The following is a 26,292-nucleotide window of genomic DNA, read 5'->3' on the forward strand; positions in this document are numbered from 1 at the left end:
GAGTCGCTGCGAAGACGAGGAACGCCAACCGGCCCCCGGTGGTGGTGTCGAGGGCTTCGTGCAGCGACGCCGGTGACAGTGACGACGCCGCCAAGGGGCCCAGTGGGCTACTCGGCCGTGGGCATGGTGGCGGCGGTTGAGTCTCGATCGTCCAAGGCCGTCGGGAGGCCGGTGTCGTAGAGCGACAGCACATCTGATGTGCTTCTGAGGGCGTTCACGACCGAGGCAGCCGGGGAAACCATCAACTGCGGGTAGTCGATCTCGCCGACAGTGGGATCGATCGGCCACGCCAGCCGTTCATCGGTCAGGGAGAACTCGGCAGTGACCCCCCTCCTTGTTGCCCCGAGGATCCTGGCGATGCCAGCTGCCCTCCAGATACACGGCCACCAAGCCATGGAGGACGTAACCGTCACCGTGCGTGAGGCGCTGGTAGCAGAGCCCGGTTGGGATGCCTGCCACCCGCAGCAAGGCGGCGAGGAGATGGGACTTCGCGTAGCAGAGGCCGACCCGCTCGCGTAGTACTTCGCCGGCGGTCAAGGTCACCCGGGGGTCCCGAACGTCGTAGGAGTGCCCGACTTCGTCCCGCACCCAATGGAAGGCGGCCTGGGCGAACTCGATGTCATCAGAGGCACTTCGCCGCAGGTCATGAGCTAGCGAGAGCACAGCCCCGTCGTCGAGTTGAACGACGGAATCGCCGTCGAGGTACGCAGCTGGATGCTGAGCCTGGAGGGCAAAGGATCGTCCTGTCACACCGAAATTGTAGTTTCCGTGGGAGCGCCGGAACCTGGGCGATGCCCCGCCGATCATCGATGATCGAAGTCGTAGCAGTGTGCCGGGATGTCGAGGCGGGGATGTGCACAACATCGGACAGATCGGCGAGCATCGGGTGTGAGCGGCTGCGATCGAGCAGATAGGCCCACTTACGGCACCACTGCGGTCATCGCCGTGGAAGCCGCCCGGCGCCTCGCCTACCGGGTCACAGAGTCGGATACCACTCCCGGGATTGCGGACAGGAGCTGACCTATCTGCCCTTACGGTCGAAAGCGTGCAACGAAGCCGAAGTGGGAAGTGGCGCAGAAGATCTGCGTATCCGGCGACACCTGTCGGACTTCTGCACCAGGTCACCGCGACCGGCCCGACACGGGCTCATATCAATTCTCGACGATGGAGGTTCTCGAGATGCTCGATCATCTCGCAGTTCAATGTGCCGATCTCGCGGCCAGTGCCGCCTTCTACGATCGGGTACTCGCCCCGTTGGGAGGAACCCGGCTGGTCGACTTCGGCGAAGTCATCGGCTACGGGAATGCGAGCCCGCCCCAGCCCGTGTTCTGGTTGGGACCGCTGTCCGCCGGAGGCGGGTTCCGTGAATCGCATATCGCTTTCACCGCACCGAGCCGAACCGCGGTGCGCGCGTTCTTCCAGACAGCTGTGGACGCCGGCGCGCAGATTCTGCACGAGCCCCGGATCTGGCCGGAGTACCACTCGTCGTACTACGGGGCGTTCGTGCGAGACCCCGACGGCAACAACGTCGAAGCCGTATGTCACCACCCTGAATAACATCGGGTGACACGTGTCCATACATCGGGGCACAAGCGCTTCAACCTGCCCCAGAGGGCCGTCAGGATTTGAGACACGGTTCGACCGTGGGCCTTCGCTGCTCATTAGGCCGGAAACTGTCCTATATCGGCAGCACACTCGAATCATGAGCGAAACCGAATCGACCCTGAATCAGACCGACATCACCGACTACAACGATCCGAACGCGCCGTGGAACCAGGCGTGGGACCAGGAAGGCGGCATTGCCAACTGGAACGATGATGTGATCAAGGAGTTCCGGGAGAACTCGGGCAAAGGTGGGCGGCGCTTACGCGGGCGGGGACCTCATCCTGCTCACTACCACGGGAGCCAGGAGCGGTAAGCGACACACGACTCCGCTGGGACCCCTGTACCGGGACGACACCATGTATGTGAGTTCGTTCATCGAGGACAAGTACCCGGCCTGGTGGTACAACATCAAGGCGAATCCGCAGGTCACCATCGAGCTTCGGAACAAGACCTACCAGGCGACCGGCAAGGTGCTCGAAGGCGCGGACTACGACGAGTTCGCAGCCTGGGTGCTGGCCAACAACCCGCTGCTGGCGGATTTCCAGTCCAAGGTGGACCGGCCGATTCCGCTGGTCGTGTTGTCCCTCGACGGCGAGGGCTGAGCGGTCCCAGGAACCTCCGGCGGCGGTGCGTCGAATGGCACGCACTGGGCTGCGCAGCAGAACCAGGATGCCGCCGGAGGTCGCACTCAGTAGGTCGGTCATCCCGACAGCACGAGGGTAGAACTCGGCGGCAGCCACCGGATCGGCGCTCAGATGCTGTAACCGCCGCGGCGCCGCAACAGTTTCCGGCGCGTGCGTCCAGCCCCGCCGCGGGGCCCGTTGCCACAGCGACACCGCCGCACCGAGCGGATCGAGCAGTGTCGCGATCCGGCCGTCATCTCCGGCGTCGAAGGGCGGCAGGCAGCAGTCAGGGCTTGGACGAGACGATACGGACCGTCTTGACATTGAATCCAGCGAGACGTAGCGTCTTGTCTCGCCACAATGGATCGAGGAAGAGGAGGTGGAGTCAATGACCCGGGTATGGCTCATCACAGGAGCGTCACGAGGACTGGGCCGGGCGTTCACAGAAGCGGCGTTACAGGCGGGCGATCGGGTGATCGGGGCCGCGCGCAACGTCGAACCCCTCGCCGACCTGCTCCAGCAGTATCCCGACGACCTGGTACGGATACCGCTCGATGTCACCGACCGCGCGGCCGTGTTCGCGGCCGCGGAGCAGGCGGTCGCCGCCTTCGGGAGGCTCGACATCGTGGTCAACAACGCCGGCGCCATGCTTTTGGGCATGGTGGAGGAGGCGAGCGAGGAGCAGATCAGAGCCCACTTCGACGTCAACCTGTTCGGCGCAGTGTGGGTGACCCAGGCTGTACTTCCGTACCTGCGCGCGCAGGGCGGTGGGCGCATCCTGCAGGTCACCACGATGGGCACCGGTGGCGGGTTCCCCATGGTCGGCATGTACGCGGCCGGCAAGTCGGCGCTGGACTCGGTGAGCGAGGCCGTGGCGATGGAGGCCGAGCAGTTCGGCGTCAAGCTCACCATCGTCCAGATGGGCGGCTACGACACCGGCCTGTTCACCAAGGGCACCACGATGACGACGCCCGACCCGCACTACCAGGAACTGCGCGACAAACTGGTCGAGATGTGGGGCGAGGACGCCGGTCCCGCACCGGAGACCGCCGCTCCCGCCATCATGGAGCTGGTAGGCCTGGCGGACCCGCCGCGGCGCCTGATCGTCGGCTCCGAGTCGTTCGATGTGGTCCAACAGGACCTACAGGACCGCATGGCGCAGTATCGCGCCTGGGAGCACCTCAGCCGCACAGTGTCCGGGTGACCCTTACATCACGAACAGTCAACCCAACCGGCAGGGCCGATACCAGAACCGGCTACCGGCACCTCACCGGAAAGCCTCGACGTTCTCCTCGGCCCATTGCGCGAAGGTCCTGGCCACTGATCCCGTCACCCGTGGGACCGTGTCGCGCACCTGCAGCAGAGCGTCGTTGACGTCGCCGCCGGTCACGTCCAGGACTGCGTCGGCGGCTTCTTCGCCGAAGACCGTGACCATGCTCGGCCGGGCATCCTCCCGGGCGATCTCGGTGAACTCGATGTCCCGATTCAGCAGCCCGGCGATGGTTCCGACCTGCTGACGCGCACTGACCGATGCGGGGCCGGTCAGTGCATACCGTTGCCCCCGGTGGCCGGGCTCGGTCAGCGCGACCCGGACCACCGACGCAATGTCAGCGGGGTGAATCGTGGGGAGCCCGATGTCGGCATAGGGCGCCTGAACGGGCTGACGCGCTTGAATAGTCGATGCCCACATCAGGGCATTGGATGCGAACTGCGTCGGCCGCAGGATCGTCCAATCCATTCCACTGGCCTCGAGGAGCTTCTCGACCGCCGCGTTGTCGGCAGCGGGACCGAGGTGGGGATGGGTCTCCACGGTGATCGACGACACCAGCACCACATGCTCGACACCGGCCCGGCGAGCGAGGTCGATGATCTCGGCATCCGGTCCGAGTCGCGGCATGAGGAACATCGACAGCACCCCGTCCAGCGCGGCCGTCAGTGCGGAGAGATCGGCCAGATCGCCCTCGATTGCCTCGACGCCGGCCGGAAAGGCGGCTCCAGCGGCGTCACGGGTGAGTGCCCTGATCGGCCCGGAGCCGAACGCGCGCAACTCCTTCAGCAACGAACGTCCGATGTTCCCGGTGGCTCCCGTGACCAGAATCATGAGCATGTCCTCTCGTGTGGTGATCAACTGGACGCCACGCTAGAACCTCAACCTTTATATAGGTCAAGAAATGACCGATCACCCGACCGGCCGGACCCGTGCATCGTCGTGCGCACTCATGATCGATTCATGCCCTGGCGGCGTTCGTACCAACCTTGAAAACCCGCCACCACCAGAGCAGCGACGCCCACAGGCACGTAGTAGACCAGCACTCCGAACATCGAGTCCGTCGCTGGTAGCGCCAGCAGCGAAACCAGCAGAATCATCACGGCGACCAGCCACGAACACCCCCGCAACGCGGGTATGGCGGGCGTCGCGCAGAGAACTACCGGCACCGCCAGCAGCACGCCCAGCCCGGCGCCGTAGTGGGCGAACACAGAACGACCACACGCGGCATCCATATTCACGACTTCGCACGAAGAGATTTGGTACAGCGGCTCGGCGGCAACGAACACACCACCCCATACAGCGGTCGCGGCAGCCAGGACCAACCACACCATTCGCGGCCATGCCATGAACCGATTACACCTCATCGCTCCGCAACGGCCCGGCCCGCCGCCGGAGTACCTGCCACGAGGGTACGTACGCAAAATACTGCGCGTCCAGCCGTATTCTGCTGTGCCAGTGGCGTTCACGAGGCAACGCTGCCGGTCGCGAGGATTCGTGCGCATCGCTACGATCCGGGGTGACCCACCCGGAGCCGATCCGATGAAGGAACCCGCCGATGATCACCGACCCTACTCTCACCCGGATCGGCGAGGCGGTGACGCTGCACCATCACCAGGGGCAGCGTGCGGCCGCGCATGAGATGTTCGCGCAGATCTGGGACGATATCGGCGGCGAGCAGGGCGACCCCCTGCACATCTGCGTCCTGGCCCACGCGATGGCCGATGTGCAGAACGATGTGCGCCAGGAACTGACCTGGGACCTGCGTGCGCTCGCCGCCGCCGATCTGGTCACCGCCGAGCGGGTGGCGGAGGCCGGGGTAACGCTCTCGGTGACCGGCTTGTATCCATCGTTGCACCTCAATGTGGGCGAGTGCTATCGCAAGCTGGGCCATCTCGACCGTGCCCGGGAGCATCTCCAGCGGGCGCGAGAGACGATCGGCGCGCTCGGCGACGACGATTACGGGCAGCTAATCAGGGGTGGTCTGGAGCAACTGGCGCAACAGCTGTCCACCGAGTGATCACGGGGGCGGCCGCGCGATGCCCGGCGGCGGTACCTGCGCCTGCCGCCTCGTTGCGGGCGGCTCCGACGTCTCCCCCGATGTCCGGCCGGTAGGCGAGTTCATCTGCCGCTGGGTGTAATTCATGTGGTAGAGAGTGATGAGTTGGTGGGCGGCCAGCGAGTTCGTGATCATCTCCGGCCGTCTACGGGAGGATCAGCGGTGGGGCGGGCCGGAAGGTGACCGGAAGGGCGGTCAAGGCCCGGTGGAAAGGTCCGGGACGCCACCGCAAGTCCGTGACCGGACACGCGAGTTCCATATCGGGGAGTGCGTCCAGGAGATGGTCGATTGCGTCTTGGACGATGAGGTAGGCGATCGACCGGGCGGGGCAGCTGTGCGGTCCCGTGCTCCAGGCCAGGTGGGAGCGGTTTCCGGTCCGGTCGCGACCGGAGACGGCGGGGTCGGTGTTCGCGGCGGTGAGGCTGATCAGCACCGGCCGGTGCGCCGGTAGCCAGGTATCGCCGACCAGCACGGGGGTTCGGGGGTAGGTGGTGCAGAAGTTGGCCATCGGTGGGTCGTTGAACAGTACGTCGTCGAGTGCGTCGCGGGTGGAGAGGCTGCCGCTGATCAGGCCGCCGCCGAAGCGGTCGTCGGTGAGCATGAGTAGGACCGTGTTGGTGATCAGGTTGGACTGGGCTTCGCCGCCTGCTCCGTAGAAGCTCATCAGTTGCGCGAGGACTTCGGTGTCGTCGAGCCGGTGGGGGTGGGCGAGCAGGCGTGAGGTGGCGTCGTCGCCGGGGTGGGCGCGCTTGGCCGCGATCAGTTCACTCAGCGCGGTATGTACCAGCCGCATCCCCTCCGTGGCACCGACGGTATCGAAGCGGGCGGCCATCCCCGCCGTCACACGCTCCCCTATCTCGGGCGCACAGCCCATGATCCGGTTCAGGACCGCGAAAACCAGTGGGCGGGCGTAGTCGGTGACCAGGTCCGCGGTCCCGGACCGGCAGAAGCCGTTGATCAGCGAGGTCGCCGACCGTGCCACAGTGGACCGCAATTCGTGGCCGTCGACGGCGTCGATACTGCTTTTCGAGGCTTTTCGGTAGCGGTCGTGGGCGACCCCGGTGCTGTACCGCGCGGCCGGGAGCCAGCGCATCATCGGCAATACCGGTGAGTCGACGGGCACGGTGTCCTGCCAGGTGCGGGGGTCGGCGGGGAAATGCTCGGAATCGTGCAGGATGCGTACAGCTGTCTCGTATCCGAGCACCAGCGTGGCCGGTACTCCGGGCGCGAGTTCGACCGGTGCCAGGTCGCCGAATCGCTGTCGCATGGTGCGGTACGCGTGGTGCGGGTCGGCGGCGAATTCCGGGGTGTACAGGGGCACGCGCGGTCCGGAGGTGTCCGACGGCGAGACATGCGTGACCGGGCAGCGACCTGCCGGTCCCGTGGCGGGGAACGAGATCGAAGGTGGTGATGAAGACATGGCGGTTTCTTTCAGAGATGTCGGGGGCCCGGGCGCGGAACCGCTGCCCGGGCATGCTGACGACCGGCCCGCGTCCCTGGGCAGGGAGCCGAGGTGTGTCAGATCAAGCCGAGATCGCTCGAGAACGAGGCCAGCAAAGCGTCCTGTTCGCTCAACCGGCAGCGTCGGCTGATGTAGCCGTCGGGCCGGATCAGGCACAGGGCGTCGCCACCGGGTGTGCCGTACAGGGTGTGGACCCGGCGGCTGTCAGCGGTGAGGGCACCGTCCGGGGCGGGGGCGTGGTGGCCGGGTGGCGTGATGACAACCGGTTCGATCCGAGTCCTGAACAACTGGCGGGTACGGGTTATCAGCTTCGAGATGTCCGCGGCCGCCGGGGGTTCGCGATGGAGCACCAGCAGGGTGTACCCGGGGTGCTGTAGCAGCTGATGCAACCGCAGGTGCGGGCTGATTTCGACGTCGGGGGCCCGGCCGCCGGCGGCCGGGCCGTCCAACGGCCGGTGTGGCGATGTCGCGGTGCCGGCCGCGCTCTCGTAGCGGTAGGCGATGCCGGAGATCCGGGCCACCGCGCGTTCGGTGAAGCCGGGCGCGCAGGCGATGGCCAGGCGCTCGGCGATCGGGATGCCGTGGTTCATCAGCACCGAATGCAGTTCATGGGTGCCCGCGATGACCTGTTCGGCGATCGGTCGCCGCTCCGCCTCATAGGTATCGAGCAGGGTTTCGGCGGCTTCGCCCTTCACCACCGCCGCCAGCTTCCAGCCGAGGTTGAACGCATCCTGCATCGACGTGTTCTTCCCCTGCCCGCCCGCCGGCGAACGCTCGTGACCGGCATCCCCACACACCAGGACCCGGCCGTTGCGGTATCGCGAGGTAATTCGTCGCCGCGTCCGGAACACCGACGTCCACTCCGGCTCCCCCACCTCGATAGTGCCCGCGAAATGCGCATCGAGGACTTTCCCGAACGCCTCCACGGAGGTGTCGGCGTCGCGGCCGTCACTCTTCTCGCTGATCAGGACGCGCCACGCACCGCCCGGCAGCGCGGTGGTCAACAGCATGTGGTCCAGCGCGATCCGGTAATCGACACCGCCGACCTCGACCGCGCAACCCTGCAACCGCACGTCCATCATCCGCATCACCGTGTCGGCGTATTCGGCGCGGCTGACTTCGGCGCCCAGAGAGGCGGCGACGGTACCGTGCACGCCATCGCAGCCGATCAGCCAATCCGGCCACACCGTCTCCATCGCGCCGGTGACCGTATCCCGCAACGTGGCGGTCACCTCGCCGTCGTGATGGACGGTGGCCGAGACCAGTTCGGTGTGCCAGTCGATGACCCCACCCAACCTCGTAAAGCAGCGGCGCAGGATTTCCTCGGTGTCGCGCTGGCTGATGATCCGGTAATACGGGTAGTGGCTGTCGAGGCCGGTGAAATCCAGCCGCACCTTCTCCTCGGCGCCGGTGAAGTGGTAGTCCATCCACTCCCCGCGCAACCCTCGGTCCTGGAACTCCTCGACCACCCCGGCCAGCTCCAACAGCTCGAGAGTACGAGCGTGCACGGTGAACGACCGTGATGTCGTGACCGGTGCGCAGAGTTTGTCGATCACACGGCAGTCCACGCCGCGGCGCAATAATTCGATACCGAGGGTCAGGCCGCTCGGGCCCGCGCCGACGATCAGGACACCGAGATGAGAAGCAGACGAAAATGGCATGGCGCAACGCCCTCCAATAGCTCGAAATGGAGAAGGAATCGCGTGTCCCCCTGCGACACGCATGCGAAACGCTGTCGCGGCTACCGCAGCGACAGCACAGAAGTGGGTTTGTAGGCGAGCCCGCCCAGCATCAGAGCCTCCGGCGGACGAGCCTGCAAGGCCGGACCGGACGGCCACCAGTCATCCAGGCGTACCAAACCCGGCTCCAGTAATTTCAACCCACAGAAATAGGCGCAGATCTGTTCACGGGTTCGATACCAGCCCGACCCCAAACCACACTCGACGAACGCTCGCTGCAACCGCACCGCGAGACGGTGGAGTTCCGGATCTTCTTCGGCGGGATCCCAGAAATGGCTGATCGCCACATAGGACCCCCGGGGAAGCCGCTCGATGTATTCGCGCATCACCCCGGCCGGATCGAGAGCAGCATGCAGGTGGTGCAGCAGCCCGCACACGATCAGGCCGACCGGCCGATCCAGCTCGAGGTAGCCGAGCACCTCTCTGTTCTCCAGAAGCGTGCCCTTTTCCAGCAGATCGCCGCATACGAAATGGGTAGATGCGTTTTGTGCCAACATCGCTCGACCATGCGCAGCGCACAGAGGGTCGTTGTCTACGTAGACGACGCGGACTCTCCGATTTCCCAGCTGGGCGACCTCATGGGTGTTGACCACAGTCGGAAGCCCGGCGCCAACATCCAGGAATTGATCGATCCCGGCCTGCCCGGCCAGGTAGCGCACAACTCGATACAGCCAGTCCCGGTTCATCCGTGATACTTCGCGCTGCTGCGGTGCGACCGCCACGACTCGTTCAAAAGCCGCGCGATCGACGTCGTAGTTGTCTTTACCGCCCAAGCTGTAGTCGTAGACCCGGGCGACACTCGCTCGAGTTGTATCCGCGCCGACCGGGGCACGAGCGCCCGTCTCAGGTACGCGGATGGTTCGGGACATGAGGTCTGACCTCCAAAGTGGCGCTGGTCGAATGGGGTAGCCGATCGATATGGCGTCGCTGCCGCCGTTGCTGGTGGGCATGCGAGCGCCGTAGCCTCAATGCAACCGGCGACAGGTGGGCCCGGACCAGAGCAAGATCGCTGCAATGCTGTCTCGAGGTTGTCGCACGTAGCGTTCTGACCAGCGTATTCACTGTTCGAAGATCAGCAGGGGACATGGCATGGGTGTACGACGAAAGCGCTTCGCGCAGCGTCGCAGAGCCGTTGGCTTCAGCCAGGAACGATTCGCAGAACGACTGCGGGTCGACCGTTCTACTGTCGCCCGTTGGGAGGCGGGAGAGAACGAGCCGCTGCCGTGGTTACGCCCTGAACTCGCCCGTGTACTTCGCGTATCCGTCGACGAACTCGATGAGCTGCTCACAGAATCAGAAGAAGATGGTATGCCCGTGGACGGGCCGCTGCGTTACGCCTTGGATCATCCCGCCGGTGTCGATCTCCATGCTGCGGCGAGCCTGCGCGAGCGCGTGCAGAAGCTCGACCAGCGCTACGACAAGGTTGCCTCCACCACGCTGCTGGCAGACACCGGTCAATGTCTGGGCCAAGTGTCGTTCCTTCGGGCGCATGCTGCCACCAACCGTGTCCGGCGCGAGCTGTATGCGATCGAGGTAGAAGCGGCGACGCTCATGGGCCAACTCCTCTGGGACGCTTCCCAGCGCCGCGACCACAGCACCGCCTGCATGTACTTCAACCAAGCAATTGCAGTCGCCCGACAACTACACGACGCTGATGCGGAAGGGCTGGCGTTGCTCCGCATGAGCTTCGTCGCCCTGTACGGCGAAAAGAAGGACCCGCGCACCGGACTCGACCTGGCACTGCGGGCAGCGCAGGTCACCGACCGAACCAGCCACGTGCTGGCCGGACTGGGCGTTCTCCACGCCGCGGAGGCGTACGCCATGATCGGGCAGCGGCAGGACTGTGAGCGGTCCTTGGCCGATGCCGAAACGCATTTCGAGCAGATCAGCATGACCGATGCCGCAATGGACCTGTTCTCACCCACTCAGCACGGTCGCTTGGCCGGCTCGTGCTACCTGTTCCTCGAGGACGCCAAACGCGCCCAGCCGATCCTCGAGTCCACCGCCAAAAGGCTGCAAGATCAGTCGAAATCCCAAGCCATCGTGCTGGGCAACCTGGCAGTGGCCTATATCCGACAACAGAAAATCGAGGAGGCAGCCGCCGCTCTGCACAAAGCGATAGACGTCGTGGAGACCACCCGAGGAGGTGGCGGCATGAACGTTGTTTTTGGCGCCGCGCAAAGCCTTCGCCCATGGCGGAACGTCGCCGAAGTACAGGAAGTGTGCGATCGGCTACTCGGGCTGATGGTCTCGGCGTGAAGGATTGAAGATATGGACAGCACACGAACCAAGTACGCCATTCGGGAGCGTATGTGGGCACTGTTGGAGCAAGAGCAGGCGGCGCCGCCGGGTGTGCACGGTTACATACCGAGCTTTTTCGGGGCCGAGGCTGCCGCAAACCGCTTGGCCGAGTTGCCCGTGTGGAAGGGGGCGCGAGTAGTGAAAGCGGTACCGGACACAGCGCAACTCCCAGTCCGGGTCCGAGCCCTGGCCGAGGGCAAACTGGTCTACATGGCGGTGCCCAAGCTGGCCGAGCCACTGCCCTTTTACCTCCTGGATCCGCAGAACCTGACAGTGCCTGCGGACGAGGCGGCGTCGAGCGCGGTAGCAGCCTTCGTCGCCCCCAAGATCGGTGTCGAGGACATGCAGCCGGTCGACTTGATCATCTGCGGCAGCGTCGCCGTGAACCGGCGCGGGGTGCGGCTCGGAAAGGGTGCCGGTTACTCCGATATCGAGGTGGCGCTCCTGCAAGAAGCTAACTTGATCGGCCCGAGAACCACCATCGTCACTACAGTGCACCCGCTGCAGGTCGTCGACGAGGATCTTCCCGAAACCGGCCACGACTTCAGTGTCGACCTGATTGTCACGGCCGATGAGGTCATAGAATGTCGTCCCCCGCGCCGTCCCCACGGTTTGGTCTGGGACGAGTTGCAGCAGCATCAGATCGCATCGATTCCTGTCCTGGATGCGAGGCTGAAACAGCGTTCGAAATCCAAAGGAAATCCATCACAACGTTGACGCCTTCTTCCATCAACCGCGCAGGAATGCGAGAGTCGTAAAGCCTCGCGGGGAGACGTCCTGTCTGGCAGCCCCGAAAATCGGTGGCCTGGTGGCGGCGAGAACGGTTGACTGCTCAACCATGATTCCACTCGATACCCGTCCGCTGTTCCGGCGTGACAGGCAGTTGCTGCTCGGGCTGCTCCGGTCGTTGGACCCGGCCGACTGGAAGAAGCCGACGGTATGTCCCGGCTGGAGTGTGGCCGATGTGTCCGCGCACATACTCAACGACTACCTGCGGCGGATCTCGGGCAACCGCGACGCGCACGGCGGGGCCGTGTTCGCCGATGACGAGACCCTGCCGGCCTACTTGGCGCGCGTGAACGGGGGCCAGTCGCGGGATCACCGTCGAGGAGGGGCGTCAGCGCGCTGAACTGCGTGGTGACCCGGAACTGACGGAGTCGGCGACGACACTGCTCGCCGTGGTCGCCTGAATCGATACCCGGCTATAACAAGACCCAGGCGGACCGAGCGGTACCGCAATCTCCACTGCCGAGCCGACGATCGTCAGCGGAGTCGGTCGGCAAGTCGGGGCAGCAATGGCCGCTGGCCGGTGGTCAGCTTGTCGTGCGCGGTGGTCAGATCGAACCATTCGACCCGATCGACCTCGGGGAAAGCGCGGTACTCGCCCGATCGCGGCGGCCATTGCATCTCGAATGTCCCCGGCACCACCCGAGCCGGATCGAGCTCGCCTTCGACCGCCCACACCGTGACCTGCTTCTTGCTCCGCCCGCTGCCGTACCGCACCTCACCCAGCGCGATCCACTCCCCGTCGGGCACCGGCACGCCCAACTCCTCGTCGAATTCGCGGCCCGCGGCGGCACGGGCCTCCTCGGTCGCCGGCTCGTACTCACCCTTGGGGATCGACCACGCCCCCGAATCCTTACGCGCCCACAGCGGCCCGCCCATATGCCCCAGCAGCACTTGTACCTCCGGCTCACGACGAAAAAGCAGAACTCCGGCGCTGTACTTCATGGCGTGCAGTCTGCCGGAATGCATCCCCGATCAGTGCGAGGCCACGGGTCGTTTCAGCGCCGCGAGCAGTTTCGCGCGGTCCTCGGGCGAACCGGTCCACTGCGCATCGTCCTCGACGATATCGACCAGGGCGCGGAACACCACGTCGAGCAATCCGGGGAACCGGGCCTGCAGATCCGCGTAGCGCAGGCGCATCACCCTGGTACGTCCGGTGACCGTCGTCCGGGTGATACCTGCTTCGCGCAGGACCCGGTAGTGATGCGAGAGCGTGGACTTGTGCAATTCGATGTGCTGGCTGAGTTCGCCGCAGTTCTCGCCCTCGTCGGCGGCCAGGCAGGCCACCAGCTGTAGCCGGATCGGGTCGGACAGCGCGTGCATGACCGCTGCCAGCTCGAGGTCTGCGGTATCCGGGTGCGACAACTCGGCGGGCACGAACGCGCCTCCCCTCAGCTCTTGACAGTTTGAGAATCATACAACAATTATTGTTGGACAATTTTCAAACAATCAGGAGGCAGTATGTCCGGCAAAGCAGGCACACCCGTCGCGGTCCTGGGGCTGGGACTCATGGGTTCGGCGATCGCGAAGACCTTCCTGGCCGCGGGGCATCCGACGGTCGTGTGGAACCGCACCGGAGCGAAGGCCGATGCGCTGGTCGAACTCGGTGCCACCCGGGCGCCCTCGGCGGCCGCGGCCATCGCGGACGCTCCCCTCGTCGTCGTCTCGCTGCTCGACGACGACGCGGTGGGCGCGGCATTGCGCGACGCGGGTCCGCGGCTGCGCGGGCGGGTGCTGGTGAACCTCACCTCCTCGACTCCCGAGCAGTCGAGAAGGCGCGCCGAATGGGCCGGCCACCACGGTGCCGAGTACGTGGACGGCGCCGTCATGGCGGTGCCGCAGGGCATCGGCACACCGGACGCGGTGCTGCTGTACTCGGGCTCCGAAAGCGGTTACCGCGCAGCGGAACCGGCACTGAGCACACTCGCCGAAAAGGGCACCTACCTGGGCGCGGACCATGGGCGCGCGGCCGCGTTCGACGCCTCGCTGGTGCCGGTGTTCTGGCTCTCCTACTTCGGGGTGGCCCTGGGCATCGCACTCGCCGAGGCCGAAGGGATCAAAGGCAGCGAACTCGCCCCGTTCACACCCGCGGTGGTCTCACTGCTGCCCGATATGGCGGCGCAAACCGCCGCACAGGTCGAAGCCGGGCACTATCCCGGCGACGACACATCCATTTCCTCGGCCTACACCGCGTTCACCACACTCCGCGAAGTGATCGCGCGCCACGGCATCGACACCGGCGTACTCGACGCCACGGGCCAGGTCTTCCAGCGCGCGCTGGCGGCGGGCCACGGAGCCGAGGGGCTCGCCCGCCTTGTCCCGGTACTCGCCGGGGACCGCTGAGGGTTCACACCGACCTCGACGCCGAACGACTACCTGAACCCGATCGCCCATCAGGAGCTTTCGTGTAGTCCGGTCGCCGCGGCCCCTCGGAGCGACCACCGCTCGCAGGGCCGGGACGACCGGACTCCATCACCGGCCCCGGGCGGAAGCGGGGACGCGGGTGCGCGGAGGGATATCGATACTCTGGATCGGCTGCCCGGGCGTGCGGCGGATATCGGAATCCTCGCCGGTAGGTTGCGGGCTTTCCAAGTCCGCCGCCGCAACCGGAGTGCCGGCGGAGCCGGTCTCGTAGGCGCCGGCGACCAGCGCGGCCCGGAGGTGCCACAGGTCATCGGCGCTGGCGGGGTCCAGACCGGTGTACCGGGCGATACGCCGCAACCGGTAGTCCAGGGTGTTGGCGTGGATGCCCAGTACGCGGGCGGTGCGCCGGCGGTTGCGATCGTTGTCCAGATGCGTGGCCAGGGTATGCAGTAGGTCGGCATGGGGCAGCAGCGGTTCCAGGACTGTCGCCAGCCGCTTACGCGCGGGCCCGGGGCGGCTGATCTGGTATTCCACGGCCAGATCGGCCAACCGGTACAGACGGGCGGGCCGGCGCAGCCGCTGGGCGAGGTCGAGCAACTCGTGCGCGCGGCGCGTCGCGTCGGGCACGTCGTCGTGCCGCGCGTGGACCACGGTGGCGAGCAGCGGTCCGCGCACCGCGCTCTGCAGCCCGTCGAACAACCGGATGACGGCGAGATCATCGTGCGCCCGATCGGGAAGCAGGACCGTGCCACCGGCTTCACTGAGCCGGGCCAGCGGCATATCGCCGCCGCGGGCGAGTTCGGCGCGCACCCGGCGCAGCCGGCGCTGCGCGTACGCGGGGCCGTGCCCGTCGTCGCCGGCCTCGCCCGCCGGGCCCGTGAGGTCCAAGGCCAGGACCGCATAGGCCGTCGCCTCCCGGAAACCGCTCTCGCGCGCCGTTCCCGCCGTGCTCGTACCCGAGATCAGCGCGGTGGTCAGCGCCTCGGCACCGGCGTAGCGCGCGACGGTATGGGCCCGGAACTCACGCAGATAGGCCTGGGTGAAGGTGGTGATGACGCGATCGAGTACGTCGCCCAGGCGTTGACCCACGACCACCATCGCCGGACCGTCGGCGGTCCGGGCCCGCCGGGCGAGCAGATCCAGCACGAATCGGAACCCGCGGTGGATCGAATGCTGCACCGCCTCCAGTGCCACGCCCTCCGCGGCCCAATCCTCGATCTTCCGGTGCAGTGGTGCGGGCACCTCCCCCACGCCGCCGTCCTGTAGCGCCGCGGCCACCAGGTCCAGGCATCCGGCCACCACCTCGGCCGCGTCACGCCGCCCCACTCCGCACGGCATCAGCGCCGCCGGCTCGGCCCCGCCCTCGTCAGGGGCCAGATGGTCCAGTAATTGCTGGGACAATCGGTGACCACGGTGCAGATGCCCGACCGCGGGTATCCCGGCGATCTCCAGTTCCCGAGTTGCGTAAGGGCTGCCCGTCAGCACCGACCTCGACCTCCTTTGCCGACGCGTGCCCGGAGCCGGCGACAGCACCCGAACCCACGTCCATATCAGCAAAAACTGTAACCGGCGGTGAGCTGTACCACAACGCGCACTGTGTTCGCCCCGGTGGACGGGGACAGTTTCGAACCAACTACCTATTTGAATCAGCATCTACTGAGACAGTGTGGTTGAGTTAACCGTGATTCGGCTGGCGGACCGGTGCGCAGGAGGACGATGACGACTCAGCCCACACAGGAATACCGGGTCGCGGAACTGGCCGAAGCGGCCGGTGTCGCGGTGCGGACGATCCGCTACTACCAGGAGCGGGGCCTGCTCGACGCGCCACGGCGGCAGGGCCGCCACGCCTACTACAACCACACCCACCTCGAGCGGCTCCGACTCGTCGCCGATCTGCTCGCCCGCGGCCACAGCCTCGAAGGCATCGCCGACCTGCTCAGCAGCGCCGAGCGCGGCGGCGGGGTCTCCGAACTGCTGGGATTCGAATCGGCGGCCGCGGAGGCATGGGGCGACGAGGAGGTCACCATCGACCTCGAGCAGATGCTGATCCGCTTCGGCGACCAGGCCACCCCGGAGGCCATTTCCGAAGCCATCGCGCTCGGCTACCTGCGTGTGGAGGAGGACCGCTTCGTCTACTCCAGCGGACGGCTGCTCGAGGCCGCCACCGCGTTCGTCGCCACCGGAATTCCGCTGCGCTCGATACTCGCGCTGAGCTGGGAACTGGAGGCGGCGTTCGACCGGATGGCCTTCGCGTTCGTCCGGGAGTTCCGGACCCACCTACTCGGCCGGGTACTGGAGGACCCCTCCCCGGAACGGGTCGACCAACTCGCCGACGCCCTCGCCCGGCTCCGCCCGCCCGTGCGCCTGGTCGCGGACGAACTGCTGGCACGCGCCATGGACCGCCGTATCCACGCGGACTTGCCCGAGGTATCCCAGCAGCTCAGCGAGGCCGCCGCCGACCTCCCGCCGGATGGACCCCGCCCGTGATCGAATACGTACTGGCGGCGGCCGTCGTCGCGGAGGCCGCCGGCCTGATCGTGCTGTGGCGGTTGCTGGTGCGCAGCCGCCACGAAGTGGCCGAACTCCAGCGCAAGCCGGACACGCGACAGCTGTTGATGAACAGCGGGCGGGAGGCGGTGAAGACCGTCTGGCAGACCGCGAGCCTCGTGCGCGCGAAAGGTTTTCGCGCGGCGGTACTCAGCTCGATCGAGGACCTGGCCGGCTGGGCACAGGTCGAACGCCCAGATCTCGCGCGGCTGACCGCCGAGGGCGATGTCGTGATCGCCTTCTCCGATATCGAGGGATCGACCGCGCTCAACGAGCGGCTGGGTGACCGGGCCTGGGTCGCGCTGCTCGGCCGCCACGATCGGCTGATCCGCAGATCGGTCGCGGCACGCGGCGGTCATATCGTGAAAAGCCAGGGAGACGGCTTCATGATCGCCTTCGGCGACGCCGAGCAGGCGGTGCGGTGCGGCCTCGACGTCCAGGCGGCGATCGGCACCATCGCCGGGCGCGCGGGCGGTGTGCGCGTACGTATCGGTATCCACCTGGGCAGATCGGTGCGGCGTGGCGACGGCCTCTTCGGACGGAATGTGGCCATGGCCGCCCGGGTCGCCGGTCAGGCGCACGGCGGCGAGATCCTGGTCAGCGAGGAAGTACGCGACGCCGTGGCCGCTACCCCGGGTATCGCCGTCGCCGCCGCCCGCGAAGCCGAACTCAAAGGGTTTCGCGGCAGCTACCGCCTGTATGCGGTCGCCCCGGCGGATTGAAACCCGTCCGGGCCCGGCCGCGCGAAGGAGCCGGATCAGTTCGCCGGGGGCTCCGTCGGGAGCGGCAGCTGCTGCTCGCAGACGTGCTCGACGAATTCGCCCGTCGTCGCCGCGGGCAGGTGCCGCGCGATATCGGCCTCGGTGACGATCCCGATCAGGCGGCCTTCCTCGGTCACCGGCAGCCGCCGCAGCTGATACCGCTGCATCATCGACAGCGCGTCGGCCACGTCGATATCGGCGGCCGTCGTCTGCAATTCGTCGGCCTGGGCGAATTCTCCGGCGGTGGAGGTCGCCGGGTTGTGCCCGAGCGCCACGCAGTTCACCACGATGTCCCGGTCGGTCACGATCCCGACCGGCCGCCCCTCGCCGTCGCAGATCGGCAGAGCGCCCACATCGCGCTGCCGCATCTGCTGGGCAGCGGTGGCCATGGTGTCCCGCACGCTGATGCTGACCACTCCCGGATGCATGATGTCACGCACTGTGGTCATACTTCCTCCTTGTTTCGAGGTCGTTGCCTGTTGTCGCTCATCACGCTCCGGCGGTGCCGGCGCGGCGCCACCCGGTCGACTCCGGAAGGCCGCGCCCTCCTGGAACGCCTGGTGATAGGTCACCCCGTCCGCCGGCTACCAGCTCCCGAACACTTGCCGGGCACACTGAATACTCGCCTCGTTCTCCGCTGCGGAGCCGTTCCAACGATACGTCCACGAAACCACGAATTTCATCTGTCTCCCAGAGATGTTCCGAAGATGTTGTTCTCGCGCCGGGCGGCCCCCGGAAACGCGGACCACCGATGCGCCGGGCCGGACCCGGCTCCTTTCCCGCGCCTGTCCCGGCCCTGCTCACACCGTCGCCGCGATACCGCTGTGGACGGCCCCCGCGACGGCCGGGTAAGAGATTCCTCACCGAGCTGAACGCACGACTCTCCCGCCGAACCCGGGATCGGCACGGTGGACGTGGCCTCCGACCACGCCGCCGTCTACGCCGATATCGACATCTCCTGAGCAGCCCGCCGCCTCACCCGGCCGACAGGGACGCCAGGAAACAGGGCAGGGTCGGCGGATACTGCATGGTGCAGACGAGCCCGGTCTCCACAGCGGGGTTCTCCTGCTCCGTCACCCCGGGCTGCTCGAGTGGTAGGGCCGGAGACGGCGTCGCGGTGGCAAGAGGAGCCGCCAGGAGAAAAGCGGCGAGAATTCCGCCGCGAACAGCATTGCGCACGATGCTTCCTTTCCGAGTGACGTCCCGACCCGCGTATGTTCCAGTGTGCCGGAAGCAGACGCGCCCACACGGCAGACCCGTGTCGGCACCGAACGGATTGCGGCGCCGGGTTCGGGGAACTCCTGGACAACCGACTACATCCGAACGAATGGTTCCCGGTGGTCGGCCGCACGACTACGCGGCGTCACCCGAACAGCAGGAGGTGTTGCGTTGTCTGTGGACCGGCGCGACGGAGAGGCCGTCACAAGCGTCGAACAGCCCGGCGACCCGGCCCGGCCCCGGGCGGCCGCCGAACGGTTCGCCGTCCGGAGCGCCGCGGCGTTGCTCGCGACGGTGGGCGCCGGGATCGGGTTCGGAGTACTCACGGCACTGGTCCGGGTGCGGTGGCAACCGTTGCAGACCGCGGATCAAGCAGTCGCCGACCGGGTGACCGCAGTCGTCGCCGAACACCCGGTCATGCGCGATATCCTCTTCGCCGTCACCGATCTCGGCGCGACGCTCACGTTGGTCGGAGTACTCGCCGTGGGCGTGCTGTGGCTGCTCCTGCGCCGTCTCCCGCGGCTGGCGGTTCTCGTGACGCTCACCGGCGCGGGCGGATTGATCCTCAACCCCGTCGTCAAAGAGCTCGTCGCGCGGCTACGGCCGGTGGTGGAAACTCCGGTCTACCGCACGGACGGGTGGAGCTTCCCCAGCGGTCACGCCATGAGTTCCCTGGTGTGTTACGGCATTCTCCTACTGGTTTTCGCCCCGGTCCTGCACACGAGGGCCCGGCGCGTGGTCGTCGGGTGCGCGGTCCTGCTCGTGGCGGCTGTCGGGCTCAGCCGGGTAGCGCTGGGCGTGCACTACCTCACCGATGTCCTCGCGGGCTGGCTGCTCGGGTCATTGTGGCTCGCCGCGATCACCGTCGCGTTCCACCGCTGGCGGGGCGACGCCGGACTCGGCGACGCCGGTCCACTGCCCGGCGATGTAGCGCCGGACGAGCGAGACGATCTGCGGCCGGTCCCGGATCGGCACGCCGCCACCATGCCCCACCCCTGGCGCGGGCTCGGCGAACTCGCGGTCGCCTGGGTTCTGCTCGTAGGACTGCTCATCGGGATGGGCAAGCTGGTACGCGTCGCCGGAACCGGCGGCCCGGTCGCCCGCTGGGATCACAGTGTCGTGGCCGCACTGGCCGGGCACCGCGGCCCCGCTCTGACCTCCCTACTCGACGTGTTCGGCGAAATCGGCAACACCGCCGCGGTCGTCATCGTCGCCCTCGTCGTCGCCGTACTCGCGCTGGCGGTCCTGCGCAGCCGGCGACCGGTATTGTTCCTCGGCGTCGCGCTGCTGGGCGAGGTCACGCTGTTCCTCACCACCTCCGCGCTCGTCGACCGCCCACGCCCGCAGGTGACCCCGCTCGACCCCGCACTGCCGCCGACCTCGAGCTTTCCCTCAGGGCACCTCGCCGCATCCCTGACTCTCTACGCGGGCACCGCCGCACTGCTGTGGTGTTCTACGCACCGCCGGCCGTATCGGCTTCTCGCCGCCGCACTGATCCTGATCCCCGCCCTGGTCGCGGCACAGCGACTGTATGCCGGTGCGCACCACCCCACCGACCTCCTCGGCTCGGTCCTGCTGGCATCGATATGGACCACCGTCGCCTGGTGGGTCGTCCGGCCGGTGCCGGCCCGCGCGGCGGCTACCAGCGAAGTTTCAGCAGCAGGTAGGCCGCCATGGACGGCCCGTCGGTGAGCACCCCGGTACGCAGCATCTCCTCCACCTCCGACCGGGGGAACCACTGCTGGCGCATATCCTGTTCGGTGTGCTCGCGGTTCGGTTCGCCGGGCGTCAACTCGGTGGCGAGGAACACGTGACAGCCCTCCCCGGTCATTCCGTTCGCGCAGTGCAACCGGCCGAGCTGTTCCAGCCGGCCCGCCGTGAATCCGGTCTCCTCGGCGAGTTCGGCCGCGGCCAGTTCCTCCGGGCTGCCGGTCACACCCTCGGGAAAGGCCCCGGACGGGAACTCCCACGACCGGGACCGCACGGGATAGCGGTACTGCTCCACGAGGTGGAAACCGCCGTCCTCCCACGGGATGACGAGCGCGAAATCGGGTTTGTCGATCACCGAGTAGAGCCCGGGCGACCCGTCCGCGCGCTCGATCCGGTCCTCGCGCAGCGACAACCACGGATTCCGGTAGACGACCCTGGAAGACAACGTTTTGATGGACACTTCTCCAGTTTGACGTCCTTCCGGCAGCACCGAGCCACCACGACGGGTTCGGTGCTGCCCGGCGAGGATGATCGTCGGCGCGGTGCGGAACCGGGGCGGAATTGTTTTCGTTGGCATGGTGTCCGACTGTGCGCGGCCGAGTTCACGGCGACAAGACCCACGATATGGGGTCGGGCGCGAACGTCGGCAACGGTGTAATTATCGACCGCCGTTGGCAACACAACCATAAATAGTGTTGCCGTGTTACATTCGAAAGGGCCCTCGAGGGCGACCGTTCGGTATGTGATGGAGGCGCGATGATGACCGATACCGCCCTCTCGCTCGGTGTCCAGCCGGTCGGCGCGGACACCGACCGGCCCAGCATCCCCCGCGCCTACGACTACAGCCTGGGCGGCAAGGACAACTACGAGGTGGACCGTTCGGCCTTCGAGCGGATCCGGCGAATAGCGCCCCGGCAAGGCGATGTGCACGTCACGAACCGGCGCTGGCTGACCCGTGCCGTGCGATCGCTGGCCGAGGGCGCCGGGGTCCGGCAGTTCCTGGATCTCGGCGCCGGACTGCCCACCCGCGATCCCCTCCATGTCGTCGCGCAGGAATGCGGGCGCGGTGACGTGGCATTCGTGTACATCGACAACGACCCGCTCTGCGTCGCCCACGGCCGGGCGATGCTGGAGCGCAACGAGAACACCCATTACCTCCCCGGCGACCTCACCGATCCCGCGGCGACAGTGGACAAGGCAGGCCGTCACCTGGACCTGCGGCAGCCGGTCGCGGTCCTGCTGGGCGCGGTCCTGCACCACCTCGCCGACAACGACGATCCGGCGGGCATCGTGGCCCGGTACATCGATCTGCTCCCGGCCGGTTCGTACGTGGCGATCACGCATTACTGCGATCCCGGCCCCGGTCACCCCGAACTCCACGAACTGGCCCGGGAACTCGAACGGGCCCATGTTCAGGAGGTATTCGGCTCGGGACGGTACCGCAGCCCGGAGCGCATCCGTGCGCTCTTCGGCTCGCTGGACCTGGTGGAGCCGGGACTGACCGCACTGGACGACTGGTGGCCGCAAGGGCCGCCGGTCCGCGCCGCGGCACCCGAAGAGCACCTCATCTTGGGCGGACTCGGGCGCAAGCCGGGGCGCCACCTCGAGCCCCTTCGGCTCGTCGGCCGATGAGATCCGCGGCGCCCGGGCCTCAGCCCACGTAGCGGCGAGCCGGGGACCGGCGCTGCGACTCCTCCAGCCGGACCAGACCTTCTTCCACGCACGGCGGCACGACCTTGCGCTCCCGCAGCACCCAGGGCAGTCCGCGCAATGTCTCCAGCACGGCCGCGGCGGTCGCCCGGTCGGCCGGAGCGGAACCGAGCACCACCGCGGTCCGGCGGGCCGCACTGCGCACCGGGCGGCGCAACCACAACGTCCACAGGGTGTTCCGGATCCCGAGGCCGCGGCGACGCGTCGAATCCCTTTTCCCGGAGGGGGCGTGGTGGATCACCATGTCCGGGATCCAGCACATCCACCAGCCGTGTGCCGCGAGATCCAGTGCGAGCAGCTCCTCCTCCCCGCCGAACCACAGCCGCGGCGAGAAACCACCGACCTCGGTGAAGGCGCTGACGCGGAAGGCGGACAGACCCGCCATGATGCCGAGCAGCGCCGGCCCCGGTAGCCAGTCCGGGCCGGAGACCGGGGAATCACGCAGCTCCGGGGTGATCGGGTCCTCGCGCAGGTCGGGCTCGACGAGACAGCGACCGGTCACCGAGCCCAGACCCGGATACTCGTCGAGCAGGTCCGCGGCGCGGGTCAGTGCGCCCGGTTGCCACTGCGTATCGTCGTCGCAGAACGCCACATAGGGTGTGCGCACCCGCTGGACGGCGATATTGCGGGCCACCGCACCGAGATTCTCGGTGGCGCGGATCAGTTCGACCTCGGGAAACCGGGCAGCCACCGCGTCCGCGGTGCCGTCGGAGGACGCGTTGTCGACCAGGATGATCGGCGCCGTGTCGGGCAGTGTGGTCATATGCGCCAGCGTTTCCAGCAGCTGGGTACGCCGGTCGCGGGTGATGATGACGACCGTCATCCGATCGGTGGCCATCGGCTCATTTCCTTCCGTCGGCGAGTTCGAGGATTCTGGCCCGGTTCTCCACATCCGGCGGTAGCCGGCGCCGCTGCGCCAGCGCCCACGGCAGCCGGCGGATCACTCCCGCGACCGCGAGCAACGCCCCGGGTTCATAGGCGGTCCGGCCGAGCAGCCGGACGGTTTCGGCCGCGCACTGCCGGATCGGACGCCGCATCCAGGTGATCAACGCGTTGTTGCGCTGTTCGGCCCGGCGGCGCCACGCCGGCGGGGGACGGTGCGTGGAGGGGTGGTGGTGGGCTCGCACCGCGGGCACATAGCAGAGATGCCAGCCGTGGGTCGCCAGATCCATTGCCAGCAAACGCTCTTCGGCGCCGAAATGCAGCAGCGCGCTGAACCCGGCGGCCTCCCGGTACGCTTCCCGCCGCACGATCGCGGCGCAGGCCAGGAAGCCGAGCACCGAGGGGCCGGGCAGCTCGGCGGGATGCCCCAGCGGGCTGGCCGCCATCCGCTCGTTGACCGGATCGTCGCGGTGGTCGCCACCCACCAGCGTGCGCCCCGCGACCAGACCGAGTCGCGGGAAGCGGTCGAGGACCCGTTCGGCTTCGGTGAGCGCGTCACCGGCCCACCACGAATCGTCGTCGCTGAACGCGACATACGGAGTGCGGGCGACGGCGACGCCGACGTTGCGCGCCGCCGCGCCGAGATTGCGGTGCAACCGGATGACCTTCACCCCCGGGAAGCTCCGGGCTCGTCCGGTGGTGTCGTCGTCGGAGGCATTGTCCAGCACCACGATCGGCGGTTGCGGCCGCAGCGCGCACAACTCGGTCAGGGTACGCGTCAGCTCCGCGGCGCGATTGCGGGTCGCGATCACGACCGTGGTCTTCGGGGTGCCGCCGGGCGCGTTCATACCGGTCCTTCCCCGAGCAACTCACCGAGCAGTTCGTCGGTCAGCGCATCGGTCGTGGGCAGGTTCTGCCGGCGCGCCCTTTCCCGCCCGGAAGGCGACAGACACCACGTCCACCAGTGGTCCAGTGTGTCCGGATCCGCGACTTGTTCGGCGGCCACCAACGCGGGCCAGCCCAGCGCCCTCGCCTGGGCCGTGACCTTCCCGCCGCCCGCGACGGGATCCACCGCCAGCACCGGGGTCCCGGCGCGCAGCGCGAACACCAGACCGTGCAACCGGGTCGTGACGACGGCGTCGAGGCGGGCGAAAACCGAGGCGAGCTGGTCGGGGGTGGCGCAGTGCTGCCAGTCGTCGGTCGCCAGCCGGGTATCGAGTGGTACCCGGGCGCAGTCGAGGCCGGCCAGCCAGCGCCCGAGCGCCTCGTGCACCGGGCGATGCCGGCGCGCGGCACCGTATTCGGCCTGTCCGGGCGCGAGAACCACGCCCGCCACCGCGACACAGGCGGTGCGCGCCGACACGGCGAGATCGGGCCGGCTGGTGGTGCGATCGTCGCGGGCCAGCACCCGGTGGAAACCGGTGACCGCCGCGTCGGCCGGGTCCACGACGGTGACCCCGACCGCGATACGCCGGCAGTCCGCGTACCGTTCGTGCAGAGAACGGACCTGTTCGCCGTGGATGGGCCCACAGACGAAGACGAGATGCGAATAGCGGCCGGCGTCGGCGTCGTCCAGGTGCAATGCCTCGGCCCGGAACCGCGGACTCCACGCCGTATCGTGCGGTATCCCGGCGGCGGTGAGGATCTCGCTCACATGGCGCATACTCAGCACATCCCCGGCCGTCGCCTCACCGTGCACGAAACTGGACCAGCCGGTCACCAGGACCCGTGTGGTCGGCGCGGACTCCGTCCGGCCGAGCGGGGCGGGCGGAGCTGTGGGGGCGTCTCGCGCGGCGGCGGCCACCGAATTCACCGCGGCGCGGAGTTCAGGTGGACGACCTTGGTCTGCGTCATCTCGTCCAGCAGTTCGGGCCCGTATCCGTAGCCCGTACCGCTGGCGCCGCGCGGGTGTGCCGCGCCGCCCGGCGCACCACCGAATACCGCGTTGATCTTCACCGTGCCCACCGGAAGTTCGCGCCAGGCACGCTGGGCATGCGATAACGACGATGTCAGCACCGTCGCGGCCAGCCCGTAGTCGTCGCGGGCCGCTTCCACGAGTCCTCGGTCGAAGGATTCGACCTGCCGCACCGGCGCGACCGGGCCGAAGGTCTCCTCGCGCATGATGCGCATATCCGGTGTGCAGCCGGCCAGTACCGTGGCCGGATAGTGCGCCCCGGTGCCGTCGGGCACGACACCGCCCGTCACGCACTCGGCTCCGGCGGCCACCGCCTCGTCCACCTGGGCGTGGACGAGGTCGCGATGGCGCCGGTCGACCAGCGGCGCCAGGGTCCGGGACTCGGCCGCCGCCGCCAGCGCGGCCAGAAACGGCCGCGCGATCGCCTCGTGGACGAAGATCCGCTCGACCGATACACAGATCTGGCCCGAGTTCGCGAACGCGCCGAGCGCGGCCTGCTCCGCGGCCCAGCCGGGGTCCACCCCGGCATCGACCAGCAGTGCGTCGTTACCGCCGTTCTCCAGCAATGCTTTCGCGCCGGTCACCGCGGTGCTGCGCGCGATCGACCGTCCGGTGGCGGTACTTCCGACATGCGCGACGACATCCACATCGGCCCGGGCGGCCAGCGCGGCACCGACGGCGCCGTCACCCTGCACCGTCTGCAGCACGCCCTCGGGCAGCGCGCGGGCGAGCAGTTCGCCCAGCAGCGCGCCGGTGTGCGGCGCCCGCTCGCTCGGCTTATACACCACCGAATTGCCGGTGACCAGGGCGGCGCCGATCAGGCCGCACGACACCGCGACCGGATCGTTCCACGGCGTCAGCGCGACGACGACGCCGCGCGGCTCCCACACCATGAAGTCGGTCGCGTCGACATCGCCCTGCAGGCTCTTTCCGCGATGCACCGGGCCCAGCTCGGCGTACTGCTCCAGGGTCGCGGCGCCGGCCGCGACGCCCTCGGCGCCCGCGGCGCGCGGGCGACCGGTTTCGGCCTCGGCGGTCGCGGCGAGTTCCGCGACGTATTCGCGCAGCAGGGCAGCGCCCGCCCGCAATGCCGCGGCGCGTTCGGTGACCGGGGTGCGCGCCCATCCGGGTTGGCTCCGGCGGGCCAGGGCGATCTGCCTGTCGCGTTCGGCGGCGTCGGTGATGGGCACCGTGCCGACGGGGGCGCCGGTAGCGGGGTCGACGATCTCGATCGCCTCGGTCACCGGCGTCCGCGTGGGTTCTGTGACTGTGCTCGATCGGCTCATACCGGCGCGCTTTGCCCCGCACCGGCGGTTCAAACCCGGCTCGGCGAGTCGCCACGC

General features: G+C 67.8%; 31 protein-coding genes. 13 read left to right on the forward strand and 18 right to left on the reverse strand.

Going from position 1 to position 26,292, the window contains the following annotated elements:
- Positions 1–107 precede the first annotated feature (107 nt).
- Together NF4_RS38450 and NF4_RS39955 are read right to left on the reverse strand one after the other, a co-directional pair.
- Positions 108–395 carry a hypothetical protein gene (locus NF4_RS38450; RefSeq protein ID WP_198165243.1) on the reverse strand — a complete coding sequence of 96 codons (288 nt, stop codon included), beginning with the start codon at positions 393–395 and terminating at the stop codon, positions 108–110.
- Positions 298–864, reverse strand: a complete 567-nt coding sequence (locus NF4_RS39955; protein ID WP_369690912.1) for a transglutaminase-like domain-containing protein — start codon at positions 862–864, stop codon at positions 298–300. The genes NF4_RS38450 and NF4_RS39955 overlap by 98 nt, the downstream gene beginning before the upstream one ends.
- 315 nt (positions 865–1,179) lie before the next feature.
- Between NF4_RS39955 and NF4_RS05555 the strand changes: the two genes are divergently transcribed.
- From NF4_RS05555 to NF4_RS05565, 4 genes are all read left to right on the forward strand, one after another.
- Positions 1,180–1,557: a VOC family protein gene (locus tag NF4_RS05555; RefSeq protein WP_063126374.1), complete on the forward strand. Its 378-nt coding sequence runs from the start codon at positions 1,180–1,182 to the stop codon at positions 1,555–1,557.
- Between the two features lie 145 nt (positions 1,558–1,702).
- Positions 1,703–1,918 carry a hypothetical protein gene (locus tag NF4_RS39960; RefSeq protein ID WP_369690913.1) on the forward strand — a complete coding sequence of 72 codons (216 nt, stop codon included), beginning with the start codon at positions 1,703–1,705 and terminating at the stop codon, positions 1,916–1,918.
- The gene (locus tag NF4_RS05560) at positions 1,854–2,207 is read left to right on the forward strand and encodes a nitroreductase/quinone reductase family protein (protein WP_369690914.1); all 354 of its coding nucleotides are present in this window, start codon (positions 1,854–1,856) and stop codon (positions 2,205–2,207) included. The genes NF4_RS39960 and NF4_RS05560 overlap by 65 nt, the downstream gene beginning before the upstream one ends.
- A 409-nt stretch (positions 2,208–2,616) precedes the next feature.
- Positions 2,617–3,432, forward strand: a complete 816-nt coding sequence (locus NF4_RS05565) for an SDR family NAD(P)-dependent oxidoreductase (RefSeq protein ID WP_063126212.1) — start codon at positions 2,617–2,619, stop codon at positions 3,430–3,432.
- A gap of 63 nt (positions 3,433–3,495) precedes the next feature.
- On the opposite strand, the gene NF4_RS05570 is transcribed toward NF4_RS05565, so the two are convergent.
- Both NF4_RS05570 and NF4_RS05575 read right to left on the reverse strand, forming a co-directional pair.
- Positions 3,496–4,356: an NAD(P)H-binding protein gene (locus tag NF4_RS05570; protein WP_198165230.1), complete on the reverse strand. Its 861-nt coding sequence runs from the start codon at positions 4,354–4,356 to the stop codon at positions 3,496–3,498.
- 89 nt (positions 4,357–4,445) lie between these two features.
- Positions 4,446–4,829, reverse strand: coding sequence for a hypothetical protein (locus NF4_RS05575; protein ID WP_063126213.1), 384 nt, complete (start codon positions 4,827–4,829; stop codon positions 4,446–4,448).
- Positions 4,830–5,053: 224 nt separating this feature from the next.
- Between NF4_RS05575 and NF4_RS05580 the strand changes: the two genes are divergently transcribed.
- On the forward strand, positions 5,054–5,515 hold the full coding sequence (locus NF4_RS05580) for a hypothetical protein (protein ID WP_063126214.1): 462 nt from the start codon (positions 5,054–5,056) through the stop codon (positions 5,513–5,515).
- Here NF4_RS05580 and NF4_RS37515 read toward each other — a convergent pair whose 3' ends face one another.
- From NF4_RS37515 to NF4_RS05595, 4 genes are all read right to left on the reverse strand, one after another.
- Entirely contained in the window at positions 5,516–5,689 is a 174-nt protein-coding gene (locus tag NF4_RS37515) for a hypothetical protein (RefSeq protein WP_157120005.1), read from the reverse strand.
- 10 nt (positions 5,690–5,699) lie between these two features.
- A complete protein-coding gene (locus NF4_RS05585; RefSeq protein ID WP_063126215.1) occupies positions 5,700–6,974 on the reverse strand; it encodes a cytochrome P450 family protein in 1,275 nt (424 codons plus the stop codon).
- Between the two features lie 98 nt (positions 6,975–7,072).
- Positions 7,073–8,677 carry an FAD-dependent monooxygenase gene (locus NF4_RS05590; RefSeq protein WP_198165231.1) on the reverse strand — a complete coding sequence of 535 codons (1,605 nt, stop codon included), beginning with the start codon at positions 8,675–8,677 and terminating at the stop codon, positions 7,073–7,075.
- 80 nt (positions 8,678–8,757) lie between these two features.
- Positions 8,758–9,705, reverse strand: a complete 948-nt coding sequence (locus NF4_RS05595) for an SAM-dependent methyltransferase (RefSeq protein WP_232330327.1) — start codon at positions 9,703–9,705, stop codon at positions 8,758–8,760.
- Positions 9,706–9,844: 139 nt separating this feature from the next.
- Between NF4_RS05595 and NF4_RS05600 the strand changes: the two genes are divergently transcribed.
- From NF4_RS05600 to NF4_RS05610, 3 genes are all read left to right on the forward strand, one after another.
- Complete coding sequence (locus tag NF4_RS05600; RefSeq protein WP_063126218.1) at positions 9,845–11,014, forward strand: helix-turn-helix domain-containing protein; 1,170 nt, start codon at positions 9,845–9,847, stop codon at positions 11,012–11,014.
- Between the two features lie 12 nt (positions 11,015–11,026).
- Complete coding sequence (locus NF4_RS05605; RefSeq protein WP_063126219.1) at positions 11,027–11,773, forward strand: 5-formyltetrahydrofolate cyclo-ligase; 747 nt, start codon at positions 11,027–11,029, stop codon at positions 11,771–11,773.
- 121 nt (positions 11,774–11,894) lie between these two features.
- Entirely contained in the window at positions 11,895–12,185 is a 291-nt protein-coding gene (locus NF4_RS05610) for a maleylpyruvate isomerase N-terminal domain-containing protein (protein ID WP_063126220.1), read from the forward strand.
- Between the two features lie 134 nt (positions 12,186–12,319).
- Here NF4_RS05610 and NF4_RS05615 read toward each other — a convergent pair whose 3' ends face one another.
- Both NF4_RS05615 and NF4_RS36060 read right to left on the reverse strand, forming a co-directional pair.
- Positions 12,320–12,787 (reverse strand): NUDIX hydrolase, encoded by a 468-nt coding sequence (locus NF4_RS05615; RefSeq protein ID WP_084532893.1) that lies wholly within the window; start codon positions 12,785–12,787, stop codon positions 12,320–12,322.
- Positions 12,788–12,817: 30 nt separating this feature from the next.
- Positions 12,818–13,219: an ArsR/SmtB family transcription factor gene (locus NF4_RS36060; RefSeq protein ID WP_063814508.1), complete on the reverse strand. Its 402-nt coding sequence runs from the start codon at positions 13,217–13,219 to the stop codon at positions 12,818–12,820.
- Between the two features lie 84 nt (positions 13,220–13,303).
- Here NF4_RS36060 and NF4_RS05625 point away from each other — a divergent pair, with 84 nt between their 5' ends.
- Entirely contained in the window at positions 13,304–14,185 is an 882-nt protein-coding gene (locus NF4_RS05625) for an NAD(P)-dependent oxidoreductase (RefSeq protein WP_063126222.1), read from the forward strand.
- Between the two features lie 129 nt (positions 14,186–14,314).
- Here the strand turns inward: NF4_RS05625 and NF4_RS05630 are convergent, their stop codons facing one another.
- Positions 14,315–15,691 (reverse strand): PucR family transcriptional regulator, encoded by a 1,377-nt coding sequence (locus NF4_RS05630; RefSeq protein WP_063126223.1) that lies wholly within the window; start codon positions 15,689–15,691, stop codon positions 14,315–14,317.
- 231 nt (positions 15,692–15,922) lie between these two features.
- On the opposite strand from NF4_RS05630, the gene NF4_RS39035 reads away from it, so the two are divergent.
- Together NF4_RS39035 and NF4_RS39040 are read left to right on the forward strand one after the other, a co-directional pair.
- The gene (locus NF4_RS39035) at positions 15,923–16,693 is read left to right on the forward strand and encodes a MerR family transcriptional regulator (RefSeq protein WP_063126224.1); all 771 of its coding nucleotides are present in this window, start codon (positions 15,923–15,925) and stop codon (positions 16,691–16,693) included.
- The gene (locus NF4_RS39040; RefSeq protein ID WP_063126225.1) at positions 16,690–17,475 is read left to right on the forward strand and encodes an adenylate/guanylate cyclase domain-containing protein; all 786 of its coding nucleotides are present in this window, start codon (positions 16,690–16,692) and stop codon (positions 17,473–17,475) included. The genes NF4_RS39035 and NF4_RS39040 overlap by 4 nt, the downstream gene beginning before the upstream one ends.
- A 35-nt stretch (positions 17,476–17,510) precedes the next feature.
- Here the strand turns inward: NF4_RS39040 and NF4_RS05645 are convergent, their stop codons facing one another.
- Both NF4_RS05645 and NF4_RS37520 read right to left on the reverse strand, forming a co-directional pair.
- On the reverse strand, positions 17,511–17,963 hold the full coding sequence (locus tag NF4_RS05645) for a CBS domain-containing protein (RefSeq protein WP_063126226.1): 453 nt from the start codon (positions 17,961–17,963) through the stop codon (positions 17,511–17,513).
- 526 nt (positions 17,964–18,489) lie between these two features.
- Positions 18,490–18,693: a hypothetical protein gene (locus NF4_RS37520; protein ID WP_157120007.1), complete on the reverse strand. Its 204-nt coding sequence runs from the start codon at positions 18,691–18,693 to the stop codon at positions 18,490–18,492.
- A 216-nt stretch (positions 18,694–18,909) separates the two neighbouring features.
- On the opposite strand from NF4_RS37520, the gene NF4_RS05650 reads away from it, so the two are divergent.
- Positions 18,910–20,424: a phosphatase PAP2 family protein gene (locus NF4_RS05650; RefSeq protein ID WP_063126227.1), complete on the forward strand. Its 1,515-nt coding sequence runs from the start codon at positions 18,910–18,912 to the stop codon at positions 20,422–20,424.
- Here NF4_RS05650 and NF4_RS05655 read toward each other — a convergent pair.
- Positions 20,372–21,019 carry an NUDIX domain-containing protein gene (locus NF4_RS05655; RefSeq protein WP_084532876.1) on the reverse strand — a complete coding sequence of 216 codons (648 nt, stop codon included), beginning with the start codon at positions 21,017–21,019 and terminating at the stop codon, positions 20,372–20,374. The two genes, NF4_RS05650 and NF4_RS05655, sit on opposite strands and share 53 nt — an antisense overlap.
- Before the next feature lie 179 nt (positions 21,020–21,198).
- Here NF4_RS05655 and NF4_RS05660 point away from each other — a divergent pair, with 179 nt between their 5' ends.
- Positions 21,199–22,074, forward strand: coding sequence for an SAM-dependent methyltransferase (locus NF4_RS05660; RefSeq protein ID WP_232330328.1), 876 nt, complete (start codon positions 21,199–21,201; stop codon positions 22,072–22,074).
- A 19-nt stretch (positions 22,075–22,093) separates the two neighbouring features.
- Here NF4_RS05660 and NF4_RS05665 read toward each other — a convergent pair whose 3' ends face one another.
- From NF4_RS05665 to NF4_RS05680, 4 genes are read right to left on the reverse strand one after another with little or no spacing between them, the layout of a single operon-like run.
- Positions 22,094–22,990 (reverse strand): glycosyltransferase family 2 protein, encoded by an 897-nt coding sequence (locus NF4_RS05665; RefSeq protein WP_063126229.1) that lies wholly within the window; start codon positions 22,988–22,990, stop codon positions 22,094–22,096.
- A 4-nt stretch (positions 22,991–22,994) separates the two neighbouring features.
- Positions 22,995–23,882, reverse strand: a complete 888-nt coding sequence (locus NF4_RS05670; RefSeq protein ID WP_063126230.1) for a glycosyltransferase family 2 protein — start codon at positions 23,880–23,882, stop codon at positions 22,995–22,997.
- On the reverse strand, positions 23,879–24,838 hold the full coding sequence (locus NF4_RS05675) for a polysaccharide pyruvyl transferase family protein (RefSeq protein ID WP_232330329.1): 960 nt from the start codon (positions 24,836–24,838) through the stop codon (positions 23,879–23,881). Before NF4_RS05675 ends, NF4_RS05670 begins: the two co-directional genes overlap by 4 nt.
- Before the next feature lie 5 nt (positions 24,839–24,843).
- Positions 24,844–26,193, reverse strand: coding sequence for an aldehyde dehydrogenase family protein (locus NF4_RS05680; RefSeq protein ID WP_232330330.1), 1,350 nt, complete (start codon positions 26,191–26,193; stop codon positions 24,844–24,846).
- Positions 26,194–26,292: the final 99 nt, after the last annotated feature.

Source organism: Nocardia fusca NBRC 14340 (genome assembly GCF_001618425.1).
In the GTDB taxonomy this organism is placed as follows: Bacteria; Actinomycetota; Actinomycetes; order Mycobacteriales; family Mycobacteriaceae; genus Nocardia; species Nocardia fusca.

What these genes read in the sequence shown, in the direction of transcription:
- NF4_RS38450 (WP_198165243.1), bottom strand. Translation starts at nt 395, where the DNA reads ATGGCTTGGTGGCCGTGTATCTGGAGGGCAGCTGGCATCGCCAGGATC.
- NF4_RS39955 (WP_369690912.1), bottom strand. Translation starts at nt 864, where the DNA reads ATGTTGTGCACATCCCCGCCTCGACATCCCGGCACACTGCTACGACTT.
- NF4_RS05555 (WP_063126374.1), top strand. Translation starts at nt 1,180, where the DNA reads ATGCTCGATCATCTCGCAGTTCAATGTGCCGATCTCGCGGCCAGTGCC.
- NF4_RS39960 (WP_369690913.1), top strand. Translation starts at nt 1,703, where the DNA reads ATGAGCGAAACCGAATCGACCCTGAATCAGACCGACATCACCGACTAC.
- NF4_RS05565 (WP_063126212.1), top strand. Translation starts at nt 2,617, where the DNA reads ATGACCCGGGTATGGCTCATCACAGGAGCGTCACGAGGACTGGGCCGG.
- NF4_RS05575 (WP_063126213.1), bottom strand. Translation starts at nt 4,829, where the DNA reads ATGGTGTGGTTGGTCCTGGCTGCCGCGACCGCTGTATGGGGTGGTGTG.
- NF4_RS05580 (WP_063126214.1), top strand. Translation starts at nt 5,054, where the DNA reads ATGATCACCGACCCTACTCTCACCCGGATCGGCGAGGCGGTGACGCTG.
- NF4_RS37515 (WP_157120005.1), bottom strand. Translation starts at nt 5,689, where the DNA reads ATGATCACGAACTCGCTGGCCGCCCACCAACTCATCACTCTCTACCAC.
- NF4_RS05585 (WP_063126215.1), bottom strand. Translation starts at nt 6,974, where the DNA reads ATGTCTTCATCACCACCTTCGATCTCGTTCCCCGCCACGGGACCGGCA.
- NF4_RS05590 (WP_198165231.1), bottom strand. Translation starts at nt 8,677, where the DNA reads ATGCCATTTTCGTCTGCTTCTCATCTCGGTGTCCTGATCGTCGGCGCG.
- NF4_RS05595 (WP_232330327.1), bottom strand. Translation starts at nt 9,705, where the DNA reads ATGCCCACCAGCAACGGCGGCAGCGACGCCATATCGATCGGCTACCCC.
- NF4_RS05600 (WP_063126218.1), top strand. Translation starts at nt 9,845, where the DNA reads ATGGGTGTACGACGAAAGCGCTTCGCGCAGCGTCGCAGAGCCGTTGGC.
- NF4_RS05605 (WP_063126219.1), top strand. Translation starts at nt 11,027, where the DNA reads ATGGACAGCACACGAACCAAGTACGCCATTCGGGAGCGTATGTGGGCA.
- NF4_RS05610 (WP_063126220.1), top strand. Translation starts at nt 11,895, where the DNA reads ATGATTCCACTCGATACCCGTCCGCTGTTCCGGCGTGACAGGCAGTTG.
- NF4_RS05615 (WP_084532893.1), bottom strand. Translation starts at nt 12,787, where the DNA reads ATGAAGTACAGCGCCGGAGTTCTGCTTTTTCGTCGTGAGCCGGAGGTA.
- NF4_RS05625 (WP_063126222.1), top strand. Translation starts at nt 13,304, where the DNA reads ATGTCCGGCAAAGCAGGCACACCCGTCGCGGTCCTGGGGCTGGGACTC.
- NF4_RS39035 (WP_063126224.1), top strand. Translation starts at nt 15,923, where the DNA reads ATGACGACTCAGCCCACACAGGAATACCGGGTCGCGGAACTGGCCGAA.
- NF4_RS05645 (WP_063126226.1), bottom strand. Translation starts at nt 17,963, where the DNA reads ATGACCACAGTGCGTGACATCATGCATCCGGGAGTGGTCAGCATCAGC.
- NF4_RS05655 (WP_084532876.1), bottom strand. Translation starts at nt 21,019, where the DNA reads ATGCCAACGAAAACAATTCCGCCCCGGTTCCGCACCGCGCCGACGATC.
- NF4_RS05660 (WP_232330328.1), top strand. Translation starts at nt 21,199, where the DNA reads ATGATGACCGATACCGCCCTCTCGCTCGGTGTCCAGCCGGTCGGCGCG.
- NF4_RS05665 (WP_063126229.1), bottom strand. Translation starts at nt 22,990, where the DNA reads ATGGCCACCGATCGGATGACGGTCGTCATCATCACCCGCGACCGGCGT.
- NF4_RS05670 (WP_063126230.1), bottom strand. Translation starts at nt 23,882, where the DNA reads ATGAACGCGCCCGGCGGCACCCCGAAGACCACGGTCGTGATCGCGACC.